Raw genomic sequence first — 19,112 nt, 5'->3', positions numbered from 1 at the left:
CATGAACGCTCCCGACATCAAAAAATATTTAAATCTAGAGCACATCGACACTGATCCTGCAGAAACCGCGGAGTGGAATGAGGCCTTTATGGATTTGCTCGCTTCAGGCGATAGTGCGCGGGCTAAATTCATTCTGGATAATTTAGTAAAGCTGGCTAACAAAAATCAAATTAATTGGGTGCCTGATTTAGTCACACCTTATATCAACTCTATCCCTGTGGATCAGCAGCCTCCTTTTCCAGGAGATCTTGCGATTGAAGAAAAACTGGCTTCACTCATGCGGTGGAATGCGCTGGCAATGGTCGCGAAAGCAAATGAAGCCTATGGTGAATTGGGTGGTCACATTGCAAGCTATGCTAGTGCAGCAGATTTGTTTGAGGTTGGGTTTAATCATTTTTTCCGCGCAAGGACTGAGGGCGGTGATGCTACTGAGCGTGGAGACTTGGTTTTCTTTCAGCCACATAGTGCTCCAGGAGTGTATGCCCGCGCCTATTTAGAGGGACGACTGACTGAAAATGATCTTGCCCATTACAGACGCGAGATTACTGCGCCTGAATCAGGGGCAAGAGGTTTATCAAGCTATCCACATCCTTGGTTAATGCCAGATTTTTGGCAGTTTCCAACAGGCTCAATGGGGATTGGTCCGATTAGCTCGATTTATCATGCGCGTTTTATGCGCTACCTCAGTGATCGTAAATTACTAGATTGCTCAACTAGAAAAGTCTGGGGTGTATTTGGTGATGGCGAGATGGATGAGCCAGAAAGTATGAGTGCTCTGACATTAGCCTCTAGAGAAAAGCTGGATAACTTGGTTTGGGTGGTCAATTGCAATCTACAACGTTTGGATGGTCCAGTACGTGGCAACGGCAGAATTATTGATGAGCTCGAAAAACTGTTTAGAGGTTCTGGTTGGAACGTTATCAAATTAGTTTGGGGTAGTGATTGGGATGGGCTTTTTGCAAGAGATACTACCGGAGCGCTAGTCAAGGCTTTTGCACAAACTGTCGATGGACAAATGCAAACATTTGCAGCAAAGGATGGCAGCTTTAATCGCAAAAATTTCTTTGGACAAAATGAAGAATTAGCACGCCTTGCTCAAGGAATGACGGATGAGCAAATCGATCGACTGAAAAGAGGCGGTCATGATTTAGTCAAAATCTATGCAGCCTATCAAGCCGCTGCCAACCATGTAGGTCAACCTACCGTGATCTTGGCCCATACCAAGAAGGGCTACGGCATGGGCAATGCTGGCCAAGGAAAAATGACCACCCATAGCCAGAAAAAGTTAGATGATGAGGCTTTGATCGAATATCGTAATCGCTTTAACTTACCATTGACCGATGAACAGGCTACTAGTCTCACTTTCTTTAGGCCTGATGAGAATAGCGAGGAGCTCAAATATCTAAAAGATCAGCGCAATCAGCTTGGCGGACATCTACCTAAGCGCTATTCAGAATGCGACAAGCTCAATGTGCCTGATATCGCTTCATATGCAGCTTTTGCCATCAAGGCTGAAGATAAAGAGATGTCCACAACGATGGCTTTTGTGCGCATGCTTGGAAATTTGCTGAAAGATAAACAGTTGGGACCTAGAGTGGTGCCCATTGTTGCAGATGAAGCACGCACATTTGGTATGGCCAATCTCTTTAAGCAGGTTGGTATTTACTCTAGTGTTGGCCAACGCTATGAACCAGAAGATATTGGTTCCGTGCTTAGCTATCGTGAGGCATTGGATGGACAAATTTTGGAAGAGGGCATTAGTGAGGCGGGCGCCATTGCTAGCTGGACTGCTGCAGCAACTAGCTATAGCGTCCACGGAATTGCGATGTTGCCTTTTTATATTTATTACTCGATGTTTGGCTTTCAGAGAATTGGCGACGCCATTTGGGCAGCAGCAGATCAACGTGCTAGGGGATTTTTATTGGGCGCGACCTCTGGTAGAACAACATTAGGTGGCGAAGGCCTGCAGCACCAAGATGGTAGTAGCCAACTCGTTGCCGCAACCATTCCGAATTGCAAGGCATATGATCCTGCCTTTGCTGGCGAGTTGGCGGTGATTGTGGATCAAGGTATGCGGGACATGCTAGTTGATCAAAAAGATTTGTTTTATTACATCACCCTTATGAATGAGAACTACGCCCAACCTGATTTGCCTGAGAACGTAACTGAGGGCGTTATTCGTGGGTGCTATAAGTTCAAGACAATGAAGGCCGCCAAGGGTGATGGTAATTCTTATGTGAGTTTGCTAGGTTCCGGTGCCATCATGACCGAGGTATTAAAAGCGGCAGAGATGCTTGTTCATTCTGGAATCCATGTTGATGTATTTAGCGTGACTAGTTGGAGTGAGTTAGCAAGGGATGGTAAGGCAAAAGAGCAAGCAAGACTTTCAGGTGAGGCTGATGTTGAGCAGGCATTTATTAGCCAGGTTCTAACGCAAGGTTATGGCCCGATTATTGCGGCAACTGACTATGTCCATGCTTTACCAGAAAGCATACGTGCCTATATTCCAGAAGGTAGAAGTTACATCACGCTCGGTACGGATGGTTTCGGTAGAAGTGATACAAGAGCTGCCTTACGTGAGTATTTCGGCGTCAATGCAAATAGCATTTATAAGGTAGCGCAAGCATCATTGAAAAAATAATATTTACTCTTGATGCCTTATGATGACTTCACTATTTTTGATTACTGAATTTACTGGAGATTTTTAGATGTCCCTGATTCAAAAGCTCAAAGCACGCGCTGCTAACAATAACCCCGTGCGTGTAGGCATCATTGGCGCTGGTAAATTTGGCTCCATGTATCTCTCGCAAGTACCGCGTACTCCAGGCATTCATTTGGTTGCGGTGGCTGACCTTTCTCCTGCGCGCGCCAAAGAATCGCTGGCTAGGGTAGGCTGGGATGCACCTCGCTATAGCGCTACATCATTGCAAGATGCTGCTAAGTCGGGCGCCACTTTTGTGACTGATGATGCAGAAAAAATGATCGCTAGTGAGCACATTGATATTGTGATCGACTCTACAGGCAGCCCTGCTGCTGGTATTCGACATGCCCTACTTTGTTTTGATCATTGTAAGCACATCATTATGGTCAATGTAGAAGCAGATGTTTTAGCGGGACCATTACTGGCACGCAAAGCAGCAGAGGCGGGCGTGATTTACTCGATGGCTTCTGGAGATCAGCCTGCTCTTATTGCGGAGCTGGTGGATTGGGCAAGAACGATTGGCTTAGAAGTGGTGTGTGCAGGTAAAGGCACTAAATATTTACCTGTCTATCATCAGTCCACACCAGATACCGTTTGGGGTCACTATGGATTTTCTGAGGAGCAAGTTGCCGGCGGTGACTTCAATGCGCAAATGTTCAATTCTTTTTTGGATGGCACAAAATCTGCGCTGGAAATGGCTGCAGTATCAAACGCTTGCGACTTAAATCCGCCAAGCAATGGATTAGAGTTTCCACCTTGCGGAGTAGACGACTTGCCACATATTTTCCGACCGATTTCCGAAGGTGGGATCCTGACTCAAAAAGGAACTGTTGAGGTGGTATCTTCAGTTGAGAGAGATGGGCGTCCGGTATTTAGGGATTTACGTTGGGGTGTTTTTGCAGTGTTTGAAGCGCCCAGTCAATATGTGATTGATTGCTTCTCACAATACGGCCTAAAAACAGATAATACCGGTAAATATGCAGCGATGTATAAGCCTTATCACTTGATCGGTCTGGAGTTGGGTATTTCAGTAGCCAGTATTGCGTTACGTGGAGAGGCTACTGGAGCGACTGGCGATTGGAAGGGTGATGTAGTGGCTACCGCTAAGCGTACGCTCAAAGCGGGCGAGAAGTTGGATGGAGAGGGTGGCTTCACTGTCTACGGAAAACTGATGACTGCCTCAGATTCATTAAAGCTCGGAGCTCTACCTATTGGTTTGGCTCACAACATGGTATTGAATAAGGATATTCCAGCAGGAAAGCCAGTATGCTGGAGTGATGTAGATTACGATGCCACTAAGCAAGCCATTCAATTTCGTCGTGAAATGGAAAAAGTGTTTAGCTAATAAATGAGCCATTACTTTAGCTTGTAGCAACACCAGCCTTAATGCATATCCAGTCTTTGAAGACTTTAATTTTTTGACTGTTTTTAGTATTTGACCGATAGGATAAAAAATGGGTTCTATCGGTAGTCGGTAAAAAGATACCTTTGCCCAGTTCCACAAGCTCTCCACGCGAGAGTTCTCTTTCGGCAAAGCGTACGCTCTCAAGCACGGCACCGATGCCATCTACTGCAGCCGATACAGAAAGGGCTGCACGATCAAATGACATCTTCCGTGTCGATGGGTTTTTGAGATGATTAATCTCAAACCATTGCTCCCAGGTATGGTGATTGAGTGAAGACTCAATCAAGGTTAATTTACTCATTAATTCTTCTACTGGAATTCTTGGGTCAATTAATTCAGGAGAGCATAGTGGCGCAATGTTTTCTTCGCCTAAAGATAAGGAAGTAATTCCTGGGCCTTCATGAGTCGATTGATAAGAGATGGCAATATCAATTTCTTGATTGCGCAAAAGATCAGTGGGCTCAGCTCCGGAAGTGAGTCGAATAGTGATATCAGGATTATCTTTAATGAATTCTGGCAGTCTTGGACTGAGCCATTTGGCTGCAAAACTGGGTGAGCAGTGCAAGGCAAGAACTTGTGAGTTTGGAGCAAGGGTTACTTCATTGCATGCTGCTTCAATGACATCAAATACTCTGGAGAGTGAATCTAATAAACGCCGCCCTTCGGCTGTCGGCTCAACTTTGCGGTTCTTTCGCAAAAATAGCGGCTTACCAAAATAGTCTTCAAGCCCTTTAATTTGATGGCTAATGGCTGACTGAGTGAGATGTAGCTCATGAGCAGCCAAGGTAAAGCTTTCGAGGCGTGCAGCCGCTTCAAAAGCTCGCAAAAGTACATAATTTGGCATTTTTCTCATGTAAATAGAATATACATGATTTTTATTCATCTATTCATGAATGGTTATCGTTTGTCAAAACCCTCGGGAAAGCCGATGATTACGGCTTGGTTATAGTTTGAGTGTTCTCAAAAAACCAAATTCGCTTCAATTACAGAAAAAGGAATTCACATGGCTGAGGTAATGGAGAAAGAACGTAAATTGGACTTGGGCGACAGAGAGTCTATTTATCAACCTGAAGACAAATCCCAGATTTTTCCCTACCAAGCAAAATTCAATAGTTTTGCTGAGGAACGTCAGCATCTCAAGGAGCGATTGGTTGCTGCTTGCCGAGCATTCGCCTTAGAAAAGTTTGATTATGGATTTGCAGGACATTTAACTGTGCGTGATCCGGAACATCCAAATCTGTACTGGACGAATCCCATGGCAGTGCATTTTGATCAAGTGAAAGTGTCCAACTTAATCTTGGCAGACCATGAAGGCAATATTTTGGAGGGTAAACATGCATTGAATCGCGCTGGATTTGTATTGCACGCAGCAGTTCATGAAAAACATCCCGATATCGTGGCTATGTGTCATGCACATACAGTCTATGGAACAGCCTTTGCGGCACTAGGTAAACCATTGGATCCAATCTCTCAAGATGCCGCAGCATTCTTTGAAGACCATATGGTTTTAGCGGAACAGGCTGGTCAAGTAGCAGTTGAGGATAATTCTGGCTACAACGTAGCAGGTTCTTTGAAAAAAGTGAAAGCGATTATTCACCGTAATCATGGCTTGTTAACAGTAAGTCGTCATAGTATTGAAGCTGCAGCGTTCTGGTTTATCGCTTTAGAGCGTTGTTGTAAGCAGCAGATGATGGTTGAGGCTACAGGTGTTAAGCCTGTGTTGCTATCGCCAGAAACTGCACGCTACAGCCGTGAACACGTGGGCAGCGAATATATTGGTTGGTTACATTTCCAGCCAATCTGGGGTTATCTAAAAGAAAACCAGCCAGATATGTTTGATTAATTGAACAGTTTTAGATATAGCTAGTTACAACAGGAGTCTCAGTAATGACAAGTAAACAGGAGCAAGCGGAGAAAAAGGTCGGTGCATCCGCAGGATCTGCAACGCCTAAGAAATTAGTTCCTTATGGTGGCTACTACACCAATAAAGTTCCAGGGCATGATCCCGAGCTTACAGAAGTTGGTCCCGGCACACCCATGGGTGAGTATATGCGTGGTTTTTGGCATCCGGTATGCATGTCAATTGAATTGACTGACACTCCAAAATTTTTAACCATCTTAGGTGAAGAGTTAGTGGCGTTTCGTGATGGTAGCGGAAGCGTGGGTGTATTGCATGCTCATTGCGTGCATCGTGGCGCTTCACTTGAATATGGGCAAATTCAAGAGCACGGTATTAAGTGCTGCTATCACGGTATGGTGTTTGATGTGGACGGCACTTGTTTGAATGCACCCTTCCCTAAGGGCGAGGAAGCTGAAGCAGAAAAATATGCCTGCTCGATTCAGCAAGGTGCTTACAAAGCATTTGAAAGAAATGGTTTGGTATTTGCTTATATGGGACCTCCCGATAAAGAGCCACCATTTCCAGAGTGGGAGTCTGATTTTACGGTAGCCCCCGGCGATGAACTGGTGCCCTATAGCAACTTCCAGCACTGTAATTGGTTACAAGTGCAAGACAATGCTGCCGATAATTTCCATACAGCAGAATTGCATGCTGCTAAGAATGTAGTTGGTGGCCATTTTCAAGGTACAACATTTGACGAAGTGGGCTCCCCAACGATGGAAGTGCACCCTGATATGCAGTTTGTGCCCATTCATGGTGGCAGAGGCTTAGCTTGTTCAGGTGCGCGTCGTGTTAATAACGACAAATTATTTATTCGCGTTCAGCACCAGGTATTGCCAAATCTGAGCTTGCATGCCTATACCTCTGAAGATGGCTCCAATAAAAAATTATTTAGTCGTTTCCATATCATCCGTTGGACAGTTCCAGTCGACGACTTTAATAGCAAGATGATTGGCTGGCGCGTGATGGGCCCTGGTATTGATACTCGCGGTATCGGACAAAAAGAGCTGGTCGGATATGAATCAATCGACTTTTTGGATGGCCAAGTTGCCTTGAGAAGGGCTGAGCGTTTTGGCAATCACACGATTAACGATATTGTAGATATTCCAGCAGACCATAGGGCGCGATCTAATTACAAGATGGCTCAATATGCGCCTGGTGATTACGAGGCCATCATTAGTCAGAGACCAATCGCTATTCATGCGCTTGAGAATCCAACAAAGTTTGATGCAGGCCCTTATTTATTTAGGAAGATGTTGCGTGATGCCGTTCGTGGCTCTAATCCAGCGGCAAGCGCAGAAGCCTTTGCTGAGTGGTTAAAGGAATTGAATGGCGCACCCAATAGCTATTGTTCAGGTAATGTATTTGAGTTGCCAATTGGCGCCACGACTGAAGAAGAAGTAGCGCAAAGACGCTTTGTTGCAAAGAGCGTGATTGCCATTCTCACCGAAAGCGAGCAGTACAAGGGTAAAGAGCGCTCTGACTTTGTGAAGCAAAAAATGGAAGAGCTTGAGCAAACTGCCAAAGCACAGTTTAAGCATTAATCTATAGATCAGAAGAGATGGGCTGCAATCGTAGCCCATTCTTGATGTGGAGTGAGACAAAAAAGTGAATAAAATTTCCAGCGCGGACTCTGAAGGGCTAGTGATTGAGGTTCAGAGTACTGGCCAAAAAATAAATGTTACGCGAGACGAGTCCATTATCGATGCTTTGGCAAGATCAGGCATTGAGATACCGACTTCTTGCCAATCAGGTTTATGTGGTACGTGTAAGACAAGATATATCAGTGGTGACGTAGAGCACGGAGATTGTATTTTGAGTGATGCCGAGCATCAGGAGTACTTAACTCCCTGTATCTCTCATATCAAAATCGGAACACTGGTCCTTGATTTATAAAGCACAAAGTAATCAAAAAATATACGTCTTAGGTGCGGGTGCAGTAGGATGTTACTTTGGTGGCATGTTAGCCCGTGCACATCATGATGTTACTTTTATAGCCAGGCCTGAGCGTGCCACGGCCCTCAATGAATCTGGCTTGCAGATGGATTGCAAAGCATTTCATGAAACGATTGTGGTCAAAGCAAGCTCTGATCTTGCTATTCTGAGTGATGCTGATTTAGTTTTACTCAGTGTGAAGTCGCTCGATACAGAACGCACGCTTGCAGAAATTAAATCTATTTTGCCAAGTAAGGCAGTAATCCTCAGTTTGCAAAATGGGGTAGCCAATATTGATATTGCTACCAAAATCATTGTGAATACGGTTTATGCGGCGGTGGTCTATGTTGCTGCAGGGATGATTGATCAAAGAACTATGAAACATCATGGTAGAGGTGAGTTGCTGATTGGTGATCCATCAAACACCGTTCCTCAAGACGATCAAGGGCTTCTAGAGATTTGTAAGTTATTTGAAGGGGCAAAGGTTCCGTGTTCGATTGCGCCGCAGATTAAAAGAGATATGTGGCTCAAGTTTTTGGTGAACTGTTCTTTCAATGCGATTTCTGGGATTGGTCAGATTGCTTATGGGGAGATGGTGAAGTCTCCTGGCATTGTGAAACTGATTGAAGAAATTACCAAAGAGTTTCTTGCGATTGCTGAGCTTGAAGATGTCAATATCACGATGTCAGAGGCACTTGCGGCAAATGCTTCTATTGCTAGCACTATGGCTACTCAGGTTTCCTCAACCGCCCAGGATCTGGCTAGAGGAAAAATGACAGAGATTGATTTCTTAAATGGCTATATTGTCGAGCTAGGCAAGCGGCATGGAATTACGACGCCGTATAACGAATCTGTTCATGCCTTAGTCAAGATGATGGAATCACCAATCAAATAGAGGGGTTTGGCCCTTCTGCATCAATTTGTTTCTCCCATGAAGCATCTATAAACGCAGGTAAATTCATGCACTCATGGAAGATTTTCATGAGAGTAGGGTATGGGCTCATATTCATCTTGGTGCTTAAGGCATTAAATATTTGCGGCACTAAACAAATATCAATTAGGCCAGGTTGATCACCAAAAGCAAAACGCCCAAAGCGTGGATCGTTACATAATTGTTTTTCAACGCTGGCAAGCCCTAGCTTGATCCAATGTTGATACCAGGCATCCTTTACTTCATTACTGGCGCCAACTTGTTTAATTAAGTAGCGTAGTACTCGTAAATTACTAATGGGGTGAATATCAATAGCGATATCCATAGCCAAGGAACGTACCCAAGCGCGATCGATCGGTGAGCTTGGTAGCAAAGCCGGTTGAGGCGCAATCTCATCAAGGTACTCAATGATGGCAAGTGATTGATGGATGCTATTTTTTCCATCGTCAAATAAGGGTACAAGGTGATTGGGATTTTTGTTGGCATACGCCTCAGATAGTTGCTCGCCACCATTTTTATTTAGGTGCACTGGCAGCACTTCATAGTCCACACCTTTGATATTCAATGCGATACGAACACGGAAGGCAGCAGAGCTACGCCAATAGCTATAGAGCTGGGGTTTCATGGAGATGCTTTCGTTGTATTCATGGCTAACAGTATATTCATGAAGCAAATTGGCGAGAAGTGTCTTTCAATTGCTTTAGACTATTTCTTATGTACGAAATTCATTTTTGGATTGGCATCATTGCAACCATGGCCTTTGCGGTCACTGGCGTATTGGCTATAGCCGATCGTGGAGTCGATCTTTTTGGTGTTTTAGTACTTGGTTTGATCACTGCAATAGGCGGGGGGACTATTCGAGACATTATCTTGGAAGCCCCTATTTTTTGGTCTGAAGGACAGATTTATGTTTGGCTTGCATTGGGTGCGAGCGTATTGACATTTTTTGCTGAGTCTTTTTTTACCCAACCACAGATATATCGCTGGATGTTGTATATCGATGGTTTTGGTGCTGCCCTATTTGCGATTCAGGGGGCAGACAAGGCCTGGGGTATGGATTTTGGCTTGCCTGTTGCGCCTGTCATCTTGGGGGTGATTACGGCAATTGGCGGTGGCTTAATACGCGACGTATTGGCCGGTAGAAAAACACTGATCATGTCTCATGAGCTCTATGCGATTCCGGTAACACTGGGTTGTTGTGCCTATGTGCTGGTATTGAACTTCATACCTCAGTATGCGATTGAGGGTTCCGTACTTTGTATGTTGGGAATCTTTGGTTTACGCGCAGCCGCTATTTATTGGGATCTGCGCGTACCCAAAATATGGATTACTAAAACGCGCTAACGGCACCGTCGCTGCGAGGATCCCAGCCCCCGCGGAGAGTGCCAGATGGTTCGCGAATGATGCAACCTGCGTGACCTACGGTTTCATCAAAAGCATCGAGCATCTCAATTTCATGACCCATCGCATGTAATTCTTTTGCAACCCATGGGCTAAAGCGAGATTCTAATTTCAGGCTGTCGCTAGTTTGGCCCCAAGTTCTCCCTAGTAGCCAGCGTGGACGACTAATCGCATCTTGTGGATCCAGTCCATGCGTTGCTGTGCGAGTAAATACGGCACATTGAGTTTGCGGTTGACCATCTCCACCCATCGTTCCATAGACCATCGAGCGGCCATCTTTAAATAGAGCCATCGCAGGATTGAGTGTGTGAAAAGGTTTGCGATAGGGTTCGAGATGATTGAGTGTCTTGGGATCTAAAGAGAAACTGCAACCTCGGTTTTGCCAATTCACACCTGACTGAGGCAACACAATACCAGCGCCAAACTCGTGATAAATACTTTGAATGAAAGAGACGCAGTTACCGTCACCATCAATCACGCCCATCCAGATTGTGTCGGCTGGTCCCTTGCCTTGACCCCAGGGTAAAGCTTTGTTTGGATCTATATTTTTAGCTAACTTTTTCAGAAATGCTGGCGATAAAAAAGACTGCGCATTTTTTGTCATGTAAGCGGGGTCGGTGACAAACTGATCTCGAATCTTAAACGCTTGCTTAGTCGCTTCAACGCAATGATGAACATATTCACTGCTATCGACCTTGAAGCGCTTGAGATTGAGTTGATCCAAGATGCCGATGATCATGAGTGACACAACGCCTTGGGTAGGCGGTACCATATTGTAGACATTACCCAGGCTGTGTTTAAGTTCCAGCGGATCAATGAGTTTGGCGCGATGACGATGTAGATCGCTTAAACGTAGGGGGCTACCAATATCAGTGAGTTCTTTGCCTAACAAATCTGCAAGATCGCCACGGTAAAAATCATCTGTTCCTTTGGTGGCAATTTGCCGTAAGGTTTTAGCTAGGCGCGCTTGTTTAAAGATACTGCCCACAGCTGGCGCTTTGCCATTCACTAAAAATGTTTTAGCAAATCCTGGAATGGGATTGAGCTCTTCACGCTTTTTAGCAGTTAGGTTTGATTGGCTATAAGTTACTGGTACGCCTGCTTCAGCGTAATGAATCGCATCCGCTAGCAGACGCGATAAAGGGATCTTTCCGCCAAGACCTTGTTTTGAGAGTTTGTGCGCAGCACCCCAACCAGAGATAGTGCCGGCAACGGTGTTTGCTGCTACTGGTCCACGAAAAGGAATCGCTTTGGTAATGCCACGCTCGGCATACCACTGCTTGCTTGCTAAGCCAGCTGCCGCACCGCAGGCATCAATACCGCCCATGGCTTTGCCTGGTGAATGGATCACCCAAAAAGAGTCGCCACCAATGGAATTCATATGTGGGTAGACAACAGCAATGGTTGCCGCTGCAGCTACCATTGCCTCTAATGCATTGCCACCTTCACGAAGAACTGCTAAAGCTGATTCAGAAGCGAGGGAGTGCGGCGCTACCGCCATCCCCTGAATGCCCCACTTTGCTTGCATTGCAAAACCCCTCTATTTTTTCTAATGCTTTTATATTATTTATTTTCTCGCAATTGTCGCTCGATCTCTGAACTAGAGTCTACTGTGATCTCATTTTGTTCAACTCCAGCCAATGGATCAACGGAGGGACCATTGGCATCAAAGACAGCAGCTGGCTTATCAACAAAGTAGGTCACTGTTTCTGGGATGAAGATGATGATGGCCACCAGAATCAGTTGCAAACCAACCCAGGGCAGGGCCCCATAGTAAATATCAGAGCTCTTGAGTGATTTTGGTGCTACCCCTCGCAGGTAGAACAGCGCGAAGCCAAATGGAGGATGCATGAATGAGGTCTGCATATTGGCGCCGAGAAGAACACCGAACCAGATCAGGTCGATGCCGAGCTTGTCCGCAACGGGAGCCAATAATGGAATGATGATGAAGGCGATCTCAAAATAGTCTAGGAAGAAGGCTAAGAAGAAGACAAACAAGTTCACCACAATCAAGAAGCCTACTTGACCGCCTGGTAGACCTGATAAGAGATTCTCAATCCAGAGGTCCCCATCAACACCGCGAAATGCTAAGCCAAATACCGTAGAGCCAATCAGAATGAAGATCACCATGGCATTGATGCGCATCGTGGAAGTCATTGCCTCCCAGACTAGCGGTTTCTCAAGGCGCTTATTCATGGCAGCGAGAACTAAAGCTCCTACAGACCCCATGGCTCCACCTTCTGTAGGCGTAGCCAGACCCATCAAGATGGTTCCCAATACTAAGAAGATGAGTGCGATTGAGGGAACAATGCCCCATAAGATTCGCTTGAATAGTTTCCAGTCAATTTTTGGACGCGCTTCAGGTGGAAGTGCTGGCACATCTTGTGGTCTAAAAATGGACAAAAAGAAAATAAACAAACAGAACAGCACTACTTGAATGATGGAAGGTCCAATGGCGCCAGCATACATATCACCAACCGACTTACCTAACTGGTCAGCCAACACAATTAATACGAGTGATGGTGGGATGAGTTGAGTAATGGTTCCAGAGGCAGCAATCACACCCGTTGCGACACGTGGGTTATAACCGTAGCGCAGCATGATTGGCAGAGAGATTAAGCCCATCGCAATTACTGATGCAGCAACAGTCCCAGTAATCGCACCCAGAATCGCACCAACAATGATGACGGCATACGCTAGACCACCACGGATTGGGCCAAACAATTGACCCAAACCTTCGAGCATGTCTTCTGCTAACCCGCACTTCTCCAGAATTGCACCCATGAAGGTGAAGAAGGGAATGGAGAGTAATAAGTCATTCGAGAGAATGCCAAAGACTCGGTCTGGTAGCGCTTGCAAGAAAGTGGGCTGAAACATGCCCATTTCGATGCCGATAAAAGAAAAGAATAAGCCAACAGCGCCAAGAGAGAAAGCGGCTGGATATCCAAGCAACAAAAATACAATCAAGCCCCCAAACATGATGGGGGCCATCAATTCATGGCTAATCATTGGAGCGGTCTTTCGTACTTAGGATCGATTTGAATCATGCCAATAATGGCAGCATAGCGTTTGATAATTTCTGAGATACCTTGGAGTGTTAATAAGAAAAAGCCCAAAGTAATCACGCCACGCACTGGCCAACGAATCAGACCACCAGGATTGCTCGAGGTTTCATTTTGAATTACCGAGGTAATAAAAAATTCCCAAGAGTAGTAACCAATGATGATTGTTACCGGTAAGAAGAAAACAATGCCACCCCAAAAGTCTAACCAGAGTCGAAATTTGTTAGGGTACATTGCATAGAGTACGTCTACTCGCACGTGTTCATTGAGACGAAAAGTTGTTGCAGCACCAAACATCACCATACCGGCGAATAAATACCATTGCGCTTCAAGCCAGCCATTGGAGCTGACATTGAAGCCATACCGAATCAGCGCATTTCCTGTGCTGACCAGTACGGCTATCAATACCATCCAACTCGCTAATACACCAAAACGGTCATTTAAACGATCAACGAAACTTGCAAAAACTAAAAATTGTTTTGGCATATCAGATTCTCAATAAGTCCTTATTTGACTGGATTAGTCAACATGAAGCTCATGAGTGTTTGCTCAGCAACTTTGTTCCACAGCATTTGATCGTTGCGGAATTTTTTCCAAGGTTCGTAAATCTTCTTGAATGATGGATTCTTGGCTGCTTCTTCTTCATACATTTCGAATGCCGCATTGGATGCCGCTTTCATAATGTCTGTTGAATAAGATTGCAGCTTCACACCATTCTTAATTAAGCTTTGCAAAGCGATTGGGTTTTTGTAGTCGTATTCAGCCATCATGTCAATGTTGCACTCCGCACATGCTGAAGCCAAAGCTTCTTGATATTGCTTAGGTAACTTTTCCCATTCTTTGATGTTGACGTACATGGAGTACATAGAACATGCTTCCCACCATCCTGGGTAGTAGTAGTAAGGAGCAATTTTGTAAAAGCCTAGTTTTTCATCGTCGTAAGGACCAACCCACTCAGCCGCATCAATCACACCCTTTTCAAGAGCAGGATAAATATCGCCACCGGCAATCTGTTGTGGAATTGCGCCTAAGCGGGACATCACTTCGCCACCAAGACCGGCAATACGCATCTTCAGACCTTTTAGGTCAGCAACAGTTTTCACTGGTTTTTTAAACCAGCCACCCATTTGAGTGCCGGTGTTACCTGCTGGGAAAGAAATAATGTTGTAGTCACGCAAGAACTCGCGTTGGAGTTTCAAGCCACCGCCCCAATACATCCAAGCATTTTGCTGGCGCTGATTCATACCAAACGGAACGGTCGTATCAAAAGCGAACGTTTTATTTTTGCCTACAAAGTAGTAGCCGGCAGTATGAGTACATTCCACAGTACCCTGTTGTACGGCATCAACCGTACCGAAGGCTGGGACGATTTCACCTGCACCAAAAATACGAATTTGGAACTTGCCATCGGTCAGTGCGGCTACTCGCTTGGAGATAAATTCACCACCACCGTAAATGGTGTCTAGGCTTTTAGGAAAGCTAGAGGCGCAGCGCCACTTCACTTCTGGCATAGATTGTGCAATGGCGGGTGCAGCCAGTACTCCAGCAGCAGCGCCGATTGCTGTTTTACCTAGAAAGTCACGTCTTTTCATTTGAAATGCTCCTTATGTAATATTTTTGGCGGCATATTGAGCTATGCCTTTTTAATAACTTCAGAGACTATTAAATCGAAGTGCAAATAGACAAATTCTGGGTGTTGCACTTGGTTTTTCGAATATGCACCTTGATTGGGCAACTTGCTATGAAATAGTGCAAATCCATGATGTCATCATGGATTAAGTGTATTGCATTAAATATGCAGTTTTCGGGAATACCCCGACTGAATTTCATGAGTAATTACCCTAAGTGTTGGATTTCTTTGAATTTTTTTAAGGATAATCGACGAGTTGTTTTTTTATTTCTATAAATAGTTAGGAGCTACTGATGTCAACATCAACTAAAGCAGCCCCAATGACCGCTGCAGAGCGCAAAGTTATTTTTGCTTCCTCTTTAGGTACGGTTTTTGAGTGGTATGACTTTTACCTTTACGGTTCTTTGGCTGCCGTTATTGCCAAGCAGTTCTTCTCAGGATTAGATGCTGGCTCTGCCTTCATTTTTGCCTTGTTAGCTTTTGCCGCTGGTTTCATAGTGCGTCCATTTGGCGCATTGGTGTTTGGCCGCTTAGGCGATTTGATTGGCCGTAAGTACACCTTCTTGGTCACTATTATGCTTATGGGTGGCGCAACCTTCATCGTGGGTATTCTGCCTAACTATGCATCTATCGGTGTTGCTGCCCCAGTCATCTTGATTGCATTGCGTATGCTGCAAGGTTTGGCCTTAGGTGGTGAGTACGGTGGTGCTGCTACTTATGTTGCAGAGCATGCCCCTCATGGTAAGCGCGGTGCATATACAGCTTGGATTCAGACAACCGCTACTCTGGGCTTGTTCCTCTCCTTGCTTGTGATTTTGTTTACACGTGAATTCACTGGTCCAGACTTTGAGGTTTGGGGCTGGCGCGTTCCTTTTATTGCTTCTATCGCTTTGTTGGCAATTTCTGTATGGATTCGTTTGTCCATGAATGAATCACCAGCTTTCAAGAAGATGAAAGATGAAGGTAAGTTATCTAAAGCACCTTTGACAGAATCATTTGGTCAATGGAAGAACTTGAAGATTGTGATCTTGGCATTGTTTGGTCTAGTTGCCGGTCAAGCAGTGGTTTGGTACACGGGCCAGTTCTATGCTTTGTTCTACCTCACCCAAGTGATGAAGGTAGATGCTAAAACTGCGAACTTGTTGATTGCTGCTTCGTTGGTTATCGGCACACCATTCTTCGTAGTATTTGGCGCCTTGTCTGACAAGATTGGCCGTAAAGTGATCATCATGGGCGGCTTGTTATTGGCGATCATTACTTACATTCCAAATACGCCAGTTTCAGTATTTAATGCCTTGACTCACTTCTCCAACCCACAGTTAGAGAAGGCAATGGCAACTGCACCAGCTTCTATTACGGTTGATCCAACTGAATGCACCTTCCAGTTCAACCCAACCGGCACTGCGAAGTTCACAAGCTCTTGCGATATCGCAAAACAAGTGATGGCTTCAAACTCTGCTAGCTATACTACCGTTGCCGGTGCTGCTGGTAGTACAGCGATTGTGAAGATTGGCGATACTGAAATCACTGGCTACTCCTCCAAGGGTATGGCTCCAGCAGATGCAAAAGCCAAAGATGCAGAGTTCAAGAAAGAAATTCGTGATGCATTGAATGCTGCCGGCTACCCTGCTAAAGCTAACCCAGCTGAGGTTAACCATGTTGCGGTATTGGCTTTGTTAGTATTTTTGGTGATTTTGGTGACCATGGTTTATGGCCCTATCGCAGCGATGCTCGTTGAGATGTTCCCAACTCGTATTCGCTACACCTCGATGTCCTTGCCATACCACATTGGTAACGGTTGGTTCGGTGGCTTGTTGCCAACGATCTCCTTCGCCCTGGTTGCGCAGAACGGTAATATTTACTACGGTCTCTGGTATCCAATCATCATCGCTACGATGACATTGGTAATCGGTGTACTGTTTGTTAAAGAAACCAAAGATGTAGATATCTATGCACGTGACTAATTAGATGTAAAGCATCTTTAGTTTGTAGTATCTAAAAGCCCGATCACAAAATGATCGGGCTTTTTTATTCCCACAAATCTTTTTGATTGCGATTGTTTAGTAACTTTTGATTTTGCTGAGCAATTGAAATATCTCTTGCTCCAGGAACAAGAGTAATCTGTGCTCCGGCAGCCAAGATGCCAGTCTTGATGACTCTGAGATACCAGCCACTAAAGCCCGACTGGAGCATCGCTTTACTAGCACCTTTATAGCCCACTGCTGCATTGAACTTAAAGCAGGGTTCACGCAGTTTGACTACAGAAAATTCTAGATCGCCAATCAGTAATGTATCGCCAACGTAGACCTCACTCTCAAGCAATCCTTCGATGGTGAAGTTTTCTCCTATGGCCCCATGCTGAAGAGCAACTTCTTTTTTAGTTTCTCGGCTGAGTAGTTCGTTCCAAAAAGCATAATGCTCTACAGGATAAACATAGATGGCTTTTTCAATGCCACCATGCACATTCAAGTCAGCCTGCTCATCACTCTGCACTCCAAGAGTATTAATTTCAACTGAAATGGGATTTTGTAAATTACTAATACTCTTCTTATGAATTGCCGAAGCGACTGATTTGTAATCGGGGTGGTGGTTGCCAAACAAAGGCAAAACTTTTCCTGCTGAAATTGAAATGAGTTTCAAGCTTTAAGTTTCTTTGTTAGTAACGGCAGCGTGCATCACTTTTGTATTTTGTGAAATACACAATAAGGTCGGCATCGGATTTGTATTGGGTGTAGTAGATAGTGGCTCGCGCATCACTTTTATATTTTGTATAAAACCATACCCCTGGTTCCTTGTCGCTGGAGTATTGGGTTTCGTAGACAATGCAGTTCGCTTCAGACGGGTACTTTGTAACAAAGACCTTAGCATTGGCTTCTGATGGATAGTTAGTAATGAAGATTTGGGCTGCAGAAGCGCCAAGAGGCATCAAAACACTCAAGAACACTAAGACAAGCCGTTTTTGGAAATCTCTTTTCATGCATCTATATTACGATTTCTTAGAAGGGTAGCTGCAGATTAGAGTAACTGAGCTATTTCTTAGAAAAAGGGTGCCAAGATCGATTCTTTAGAGCAAACTCATTGCACTTTAAGCCTCATAATGCACTCTTATTTTTGAGGATCGAATATGGCAGCTATTGACTAGATTCATAAACTTGTCATATGAACAGCGGAGCATCTAGGCACCCTTAATATCTAAGTCAAGAGAGAACATGTCAGGTCAAAATCCTGCCTTTACAATTTGGCATGACAATCAAATGATGAAATGGATTGTTTGCCTATTCTTATTTATCAGCGCACTGCATAGTCATGCACAAGAAAATGCGAATCCATATGATGTGCAAGTAAGTGTCATTTCAGAAGATGGGTACTTCAAAATTCAAGCTAGTTATGCAGTGCCAATCGATATCTGCGCTGCCTATGCTTTTATTACTGGCTATGAGGGGGCCAAGAGTATTCCTGGGATTGTTGAATCGAAAGTGATATCGCGGACTCGTAATAAGGTACGTGTTCAAAGGTTAATTAGAGAGCAGATACTCTTTTTTCCGGTTGAAATGAAATCACTCATGGAATACACAGAGACCCCAAATAAACTGATTACTTTTGAGCAGCTAAGCGGTGATAACAAACAATATCGAGGGTCTTGGAGGCTTAGCGAGGGAAGGGATAAGACGCTTTTTAGGTATGAAGCGATTGTGGAGCCGCACTCCATCATTCCATCCCTGGTGATTGAGTATTTCGTGAGAAATAGTATTCGTAGCCGATTCGAATTGATGGCACAAAGAGCAGCGCAAGCGAAGTTTACTGAATACTTTGCTTGTAACTAAGCTACGTCATTCTTTTAATTCAGGATCGGCTTTTCGCATCTACCAATAAATTCTGCTCGAGCAATAGTGCGTTCGTTAGGGTTTATCTTTTCACCAATAGACCAAGTGGCATCAATTTCGGCAAATGAGAGCGTACTTGTATTGTAAATAATACGTTTACGCTGCCTTACCCCGTTGGACTCTTTGATCAAATTGCAGCTAATGATGTTGGATTGCTGGGTACACTCATAATCATCGATTTTGTAATCTTTAATCTTGTAGGTTCGCGTCACCTGAGGTGTAACAATTTCTTTTTTTGCTTCCGTCTTAATAACGGCGCCGTA

18 protein-coding genes are annotated in these 19,112 nt (G+C 44.7%); 9 read left to right on the top strand and 9 right to left on the bottom strand.

The features are described from left to right. The first annotated feature begins 1 nt into the window (after position 1). Positions 2-2,641 (top strand): alpha-ketoglutarate dehydrogenase, encoded by a 2,640-nt coding sequence (gene mdeB / locus ICN35_RS08950; protein ID WP_216126844.1) that lies wholly within the window; start codon positions 2-4, stop codon positions 2,639-2,641. Positions 2,642-2,708: 67 nt separating this feature from the next. Continuing rightward, the gene (locus ICN35_RS08945; protein ID WP_216126841.1) at positions 2,709-4,046 is read left to right on the top strand and encodes an NAD(P)H-dependent oxidoreductase; all 1,338 of its coding nucleotides are present in this window, start codon (positions 2,709-2,711) and stop codon (positions 4,044-4,046) included. Between the two features lie 16 nt (positions 4,047-4,062). On the opposite strand, the gene ICN35_RS08940 is transcribed toward ICN35_RS08945, so the two are convergent. Continuing rightward, positions 4,063-4,959, bottom strand: a complete 897-nt coding sequence (locus ICN35_RS08940) for a LysR substrate-binding domain-containing protein (protein ID WP_255535781.1) — start codon at positions 4,957-4,959, stop codon at positions 4,063-4,065. Positions 4,960-5,109: 150 nt separating this feature from the next. Here ICN35_RS08940 and ICN35_RS08935 point away from each other — a divergent pair, with 150 nt between their 5' ends. The 4 genes from ICN35_RS08935 to ICN35_RS08920 all read left to right on the top strand — a co-directional run bounded on the left by ICN35_RS08935 (position 5,110) and on the right by ICN35_RS08920 (position 8,836). Further along, on the top strand, positions 5,110-5,949 hold the full coding sequence (locus tag ICN35_RS08935) for a class II aldolase/adducin family protein (protein ID WP_215295838.1): 840 nt from the start codon (positions 5,110-5,112) through the stop codon (positions 5,947-5,949). A 44-nt stretch (positions 5,950-5,993) separates the two neighbouring features. Then, a complete protein-coding gene (locus ICN35_RS08930) occupies positions 5,994-7,550 on the top strand; it encodes a Rieske 2Fe-2S domain-containing protein (RefSeq protein ID WP_215295837.1) in 1,557 nt (518 codons plus the stop codon). A gap of 64 nt (positions 7,551-7,614) precedes the next feature. Further along, positions 7,615-7,902 (top strand): 2Fe-2S iron-sulfur cluster-binding protein, encoded by a 288-nt coding sequence (locus ICN35_RS08925; protein ID WP_216126835.1) that lies wholly within the window; start codon positions 7,615-7,617, stop codon positions 7,900-7,902. After that, positions 7,892-8,836 (top strand): ketopantoate reductase family protein, encoded by a 945-nt coding sequence (locus tag ICN35_RS08920; protein ID WP_216126821.1) that lies wholly within the window; start codon positions 7,892-7,894, stop codon positions 8,834-8,836. Before ICN35_RS08925 ends, ICN35_RS08920 begins: the two co-directional genes overlap by 11 nt. Here the strand turns inward: ICN35_RS08920 and maiA are convergent. Then, positions 8,829-9,497, bottom strand: a complete 669-nt coding sequence (maiA, locus tag ICN35_RS08915) for a maleylacetoacetate isomerase (RefSeq protein ID WP_216126820.1) — start codon at positions 9,495-9,497, stop codon at positions 8,829-8,831. The two genes, ICN35_RS08920 and maiA, sit on opposite strands and share 8 nt — an antisense overlap. Before the next feature lie 89 nt (positions 9,498-9,586). Between maiA and ICN35_RS08910 the strand changes: the two genes are divergently transcribed. Further along, positions 9,587-10,216, top strand: a complete 630-nt coding sequence (locus tag ICN35_RS08910) for a trimeric intracellular cation channel family protein (RefSeq protein ID WP_215295833.1) — start codon at positions 9,587-9,589, stop codon at positions 10,214-10,216. On the opposite strand, the gene ICN35_RS08905 is transcribed toward ICN35_RS08910, so the two are convergent. The 4 genes from ICN35_RS08905 to ICN35_RS08890 are packed head-to-tail and all read right to left on the bottom strand — an operon-like array spanning position 10,203 to position 14,927. Further along, a complete protein-coding gene (locus ICN35_RS08905) occupies positions 10,203-11,801 on the bottom strand; it encodes a gamma-glutamyltransferase family protein (RefSeq protein WP_216126819.1) in 1,599 nt (532 codons plus the stop codon). The genes ICN35_RS08910 and ICN35_RS08905 overlap by 14 nt on opposite strands. A gap of 35 nt (positions 11,802-11,836) precedes the next feature. Beyond that, positions 11,837-13,282: a TRAP transporter large permease subunit gene (locus tag ICN35_RS08900; protein ID WP_216126818.1), complete on the bottom strand. Its 1,446-nt coding sequence runs from the start codon at positions 13,280-13,282 to the stop codon at positions 11,837-11,839. Further along, the gene (locus ICN35_RS08895) at positions 13,279-13,821 is read right to left on the bottom strand and encodes a TRAP transporter small permease subunit (protein ID WP_215295830.1); all 543 of its coding nucleotides are present in this window, start codon (positions 13,819-13,821) and stop codon (positions 13,279-13,281) included. Before ICN35_RS08895 ends, ICN35_RS08900 begins: the two co-directional genes overlap by 4 nt. A gap of 20 nt (positions 13,822-13,841) precedes the next feature. Then, complete coding sequence (locus ICN35_RS08890) at positions 13,842-14,927, bottom strand: TRAP transporter substrate-binding protein (RefSeq protein ID WP_215295829.1); 1,086 nt, start codon at positions 14,925-14,927, stop codon at positions 13,842-13,844. 331 nt (positions 14,928-15,258) lie between these two features. On the opposite strand from ICN35_RS08890, the gene ICN35_RS08885 reads away from it, so the two are divergent. Continuing rightward, positions 15,259-16,929, top strand: a complete 1,671-nt coding sequence (locus ICN35_RS08885) for an MFS transporter (protein WP_216126817.1) — start codon at positions 15,259-15,261, stop codon at positions 16,927-16,929. Between the two features lie 64 nt (positions 16,930-16,993). Here ICN35_RS08885 and ICN35_RS08880 read toward each other — a convergent pair whose 3' ends face one another. Together ICN35_RS08880 and ICN35_RS08875 are read right to left on the bottom strand one after the other, a co-directional pair. Continuing rightward, a complete protein-coding gene (locus ICN35_RS08880; protein ID WP_216126815.1) occupies positions 16,994-17,605 on the bottom strand; it encodes an MOSC domain-containing protein in 612 nt (203 codons plus the stop codon). Positions 17,606-17,621: 16 nt separating this feature from the next. Continuing rightward, on the bottom strand, positions 17,622-17,942 hold the full coding sequence (locus ICN35_RS08875; protein WP_215318946.1) for a DUF6150 family protein: 321 nt from the start codon (positions 17,940-17,942) through the stop codon (positions 17,622-17,624). A gap of 232 nt (positions 17,943-18,174) precedes the next feature. Here ICN35_RS08875 and ICN35_RS08870 point away from each other — a divergent pair, with 232 nt between their 5' ends. Continuing rightward, positions 18,175-18,789, top strand: coding sequence for an SRPBCC family protein (locus ICN35_RS08870; protein WP_255535780.1), 615 nt, complete (start codon positions 18,175-18,177; stop codon positions 18,787-18,789). A 14-nt stretch (positions 18,790-18,803) separates the two neighbouring features. Here ICN35_RS08870 and ICN35_RS08865 read toward each other — a convergent pair. Beyond that, positions 18,804-19,112 (bottom strand): hypothetical protein (locus ICN35_RS08865; protein ID WP_216126810.1); only part of this gene is annotated, 309 nt, incomplete at its 5' end.

The organism is Polynucleobacter sp. es-GGE-1 (assembly GCF_018882005.1).
In the GTDB taxonomy this organism is placed as follows: domain Bacteria; phylum Pseudomonadota; class Gammaproteobacteria; order Burkholderiales; family Burkholderiaceae; genus Polynucleobacter.
Note: the sequence above shows the minus strand (reverse complement) of the source record. Positions and strands in the feature narration are given on the sequence as shown.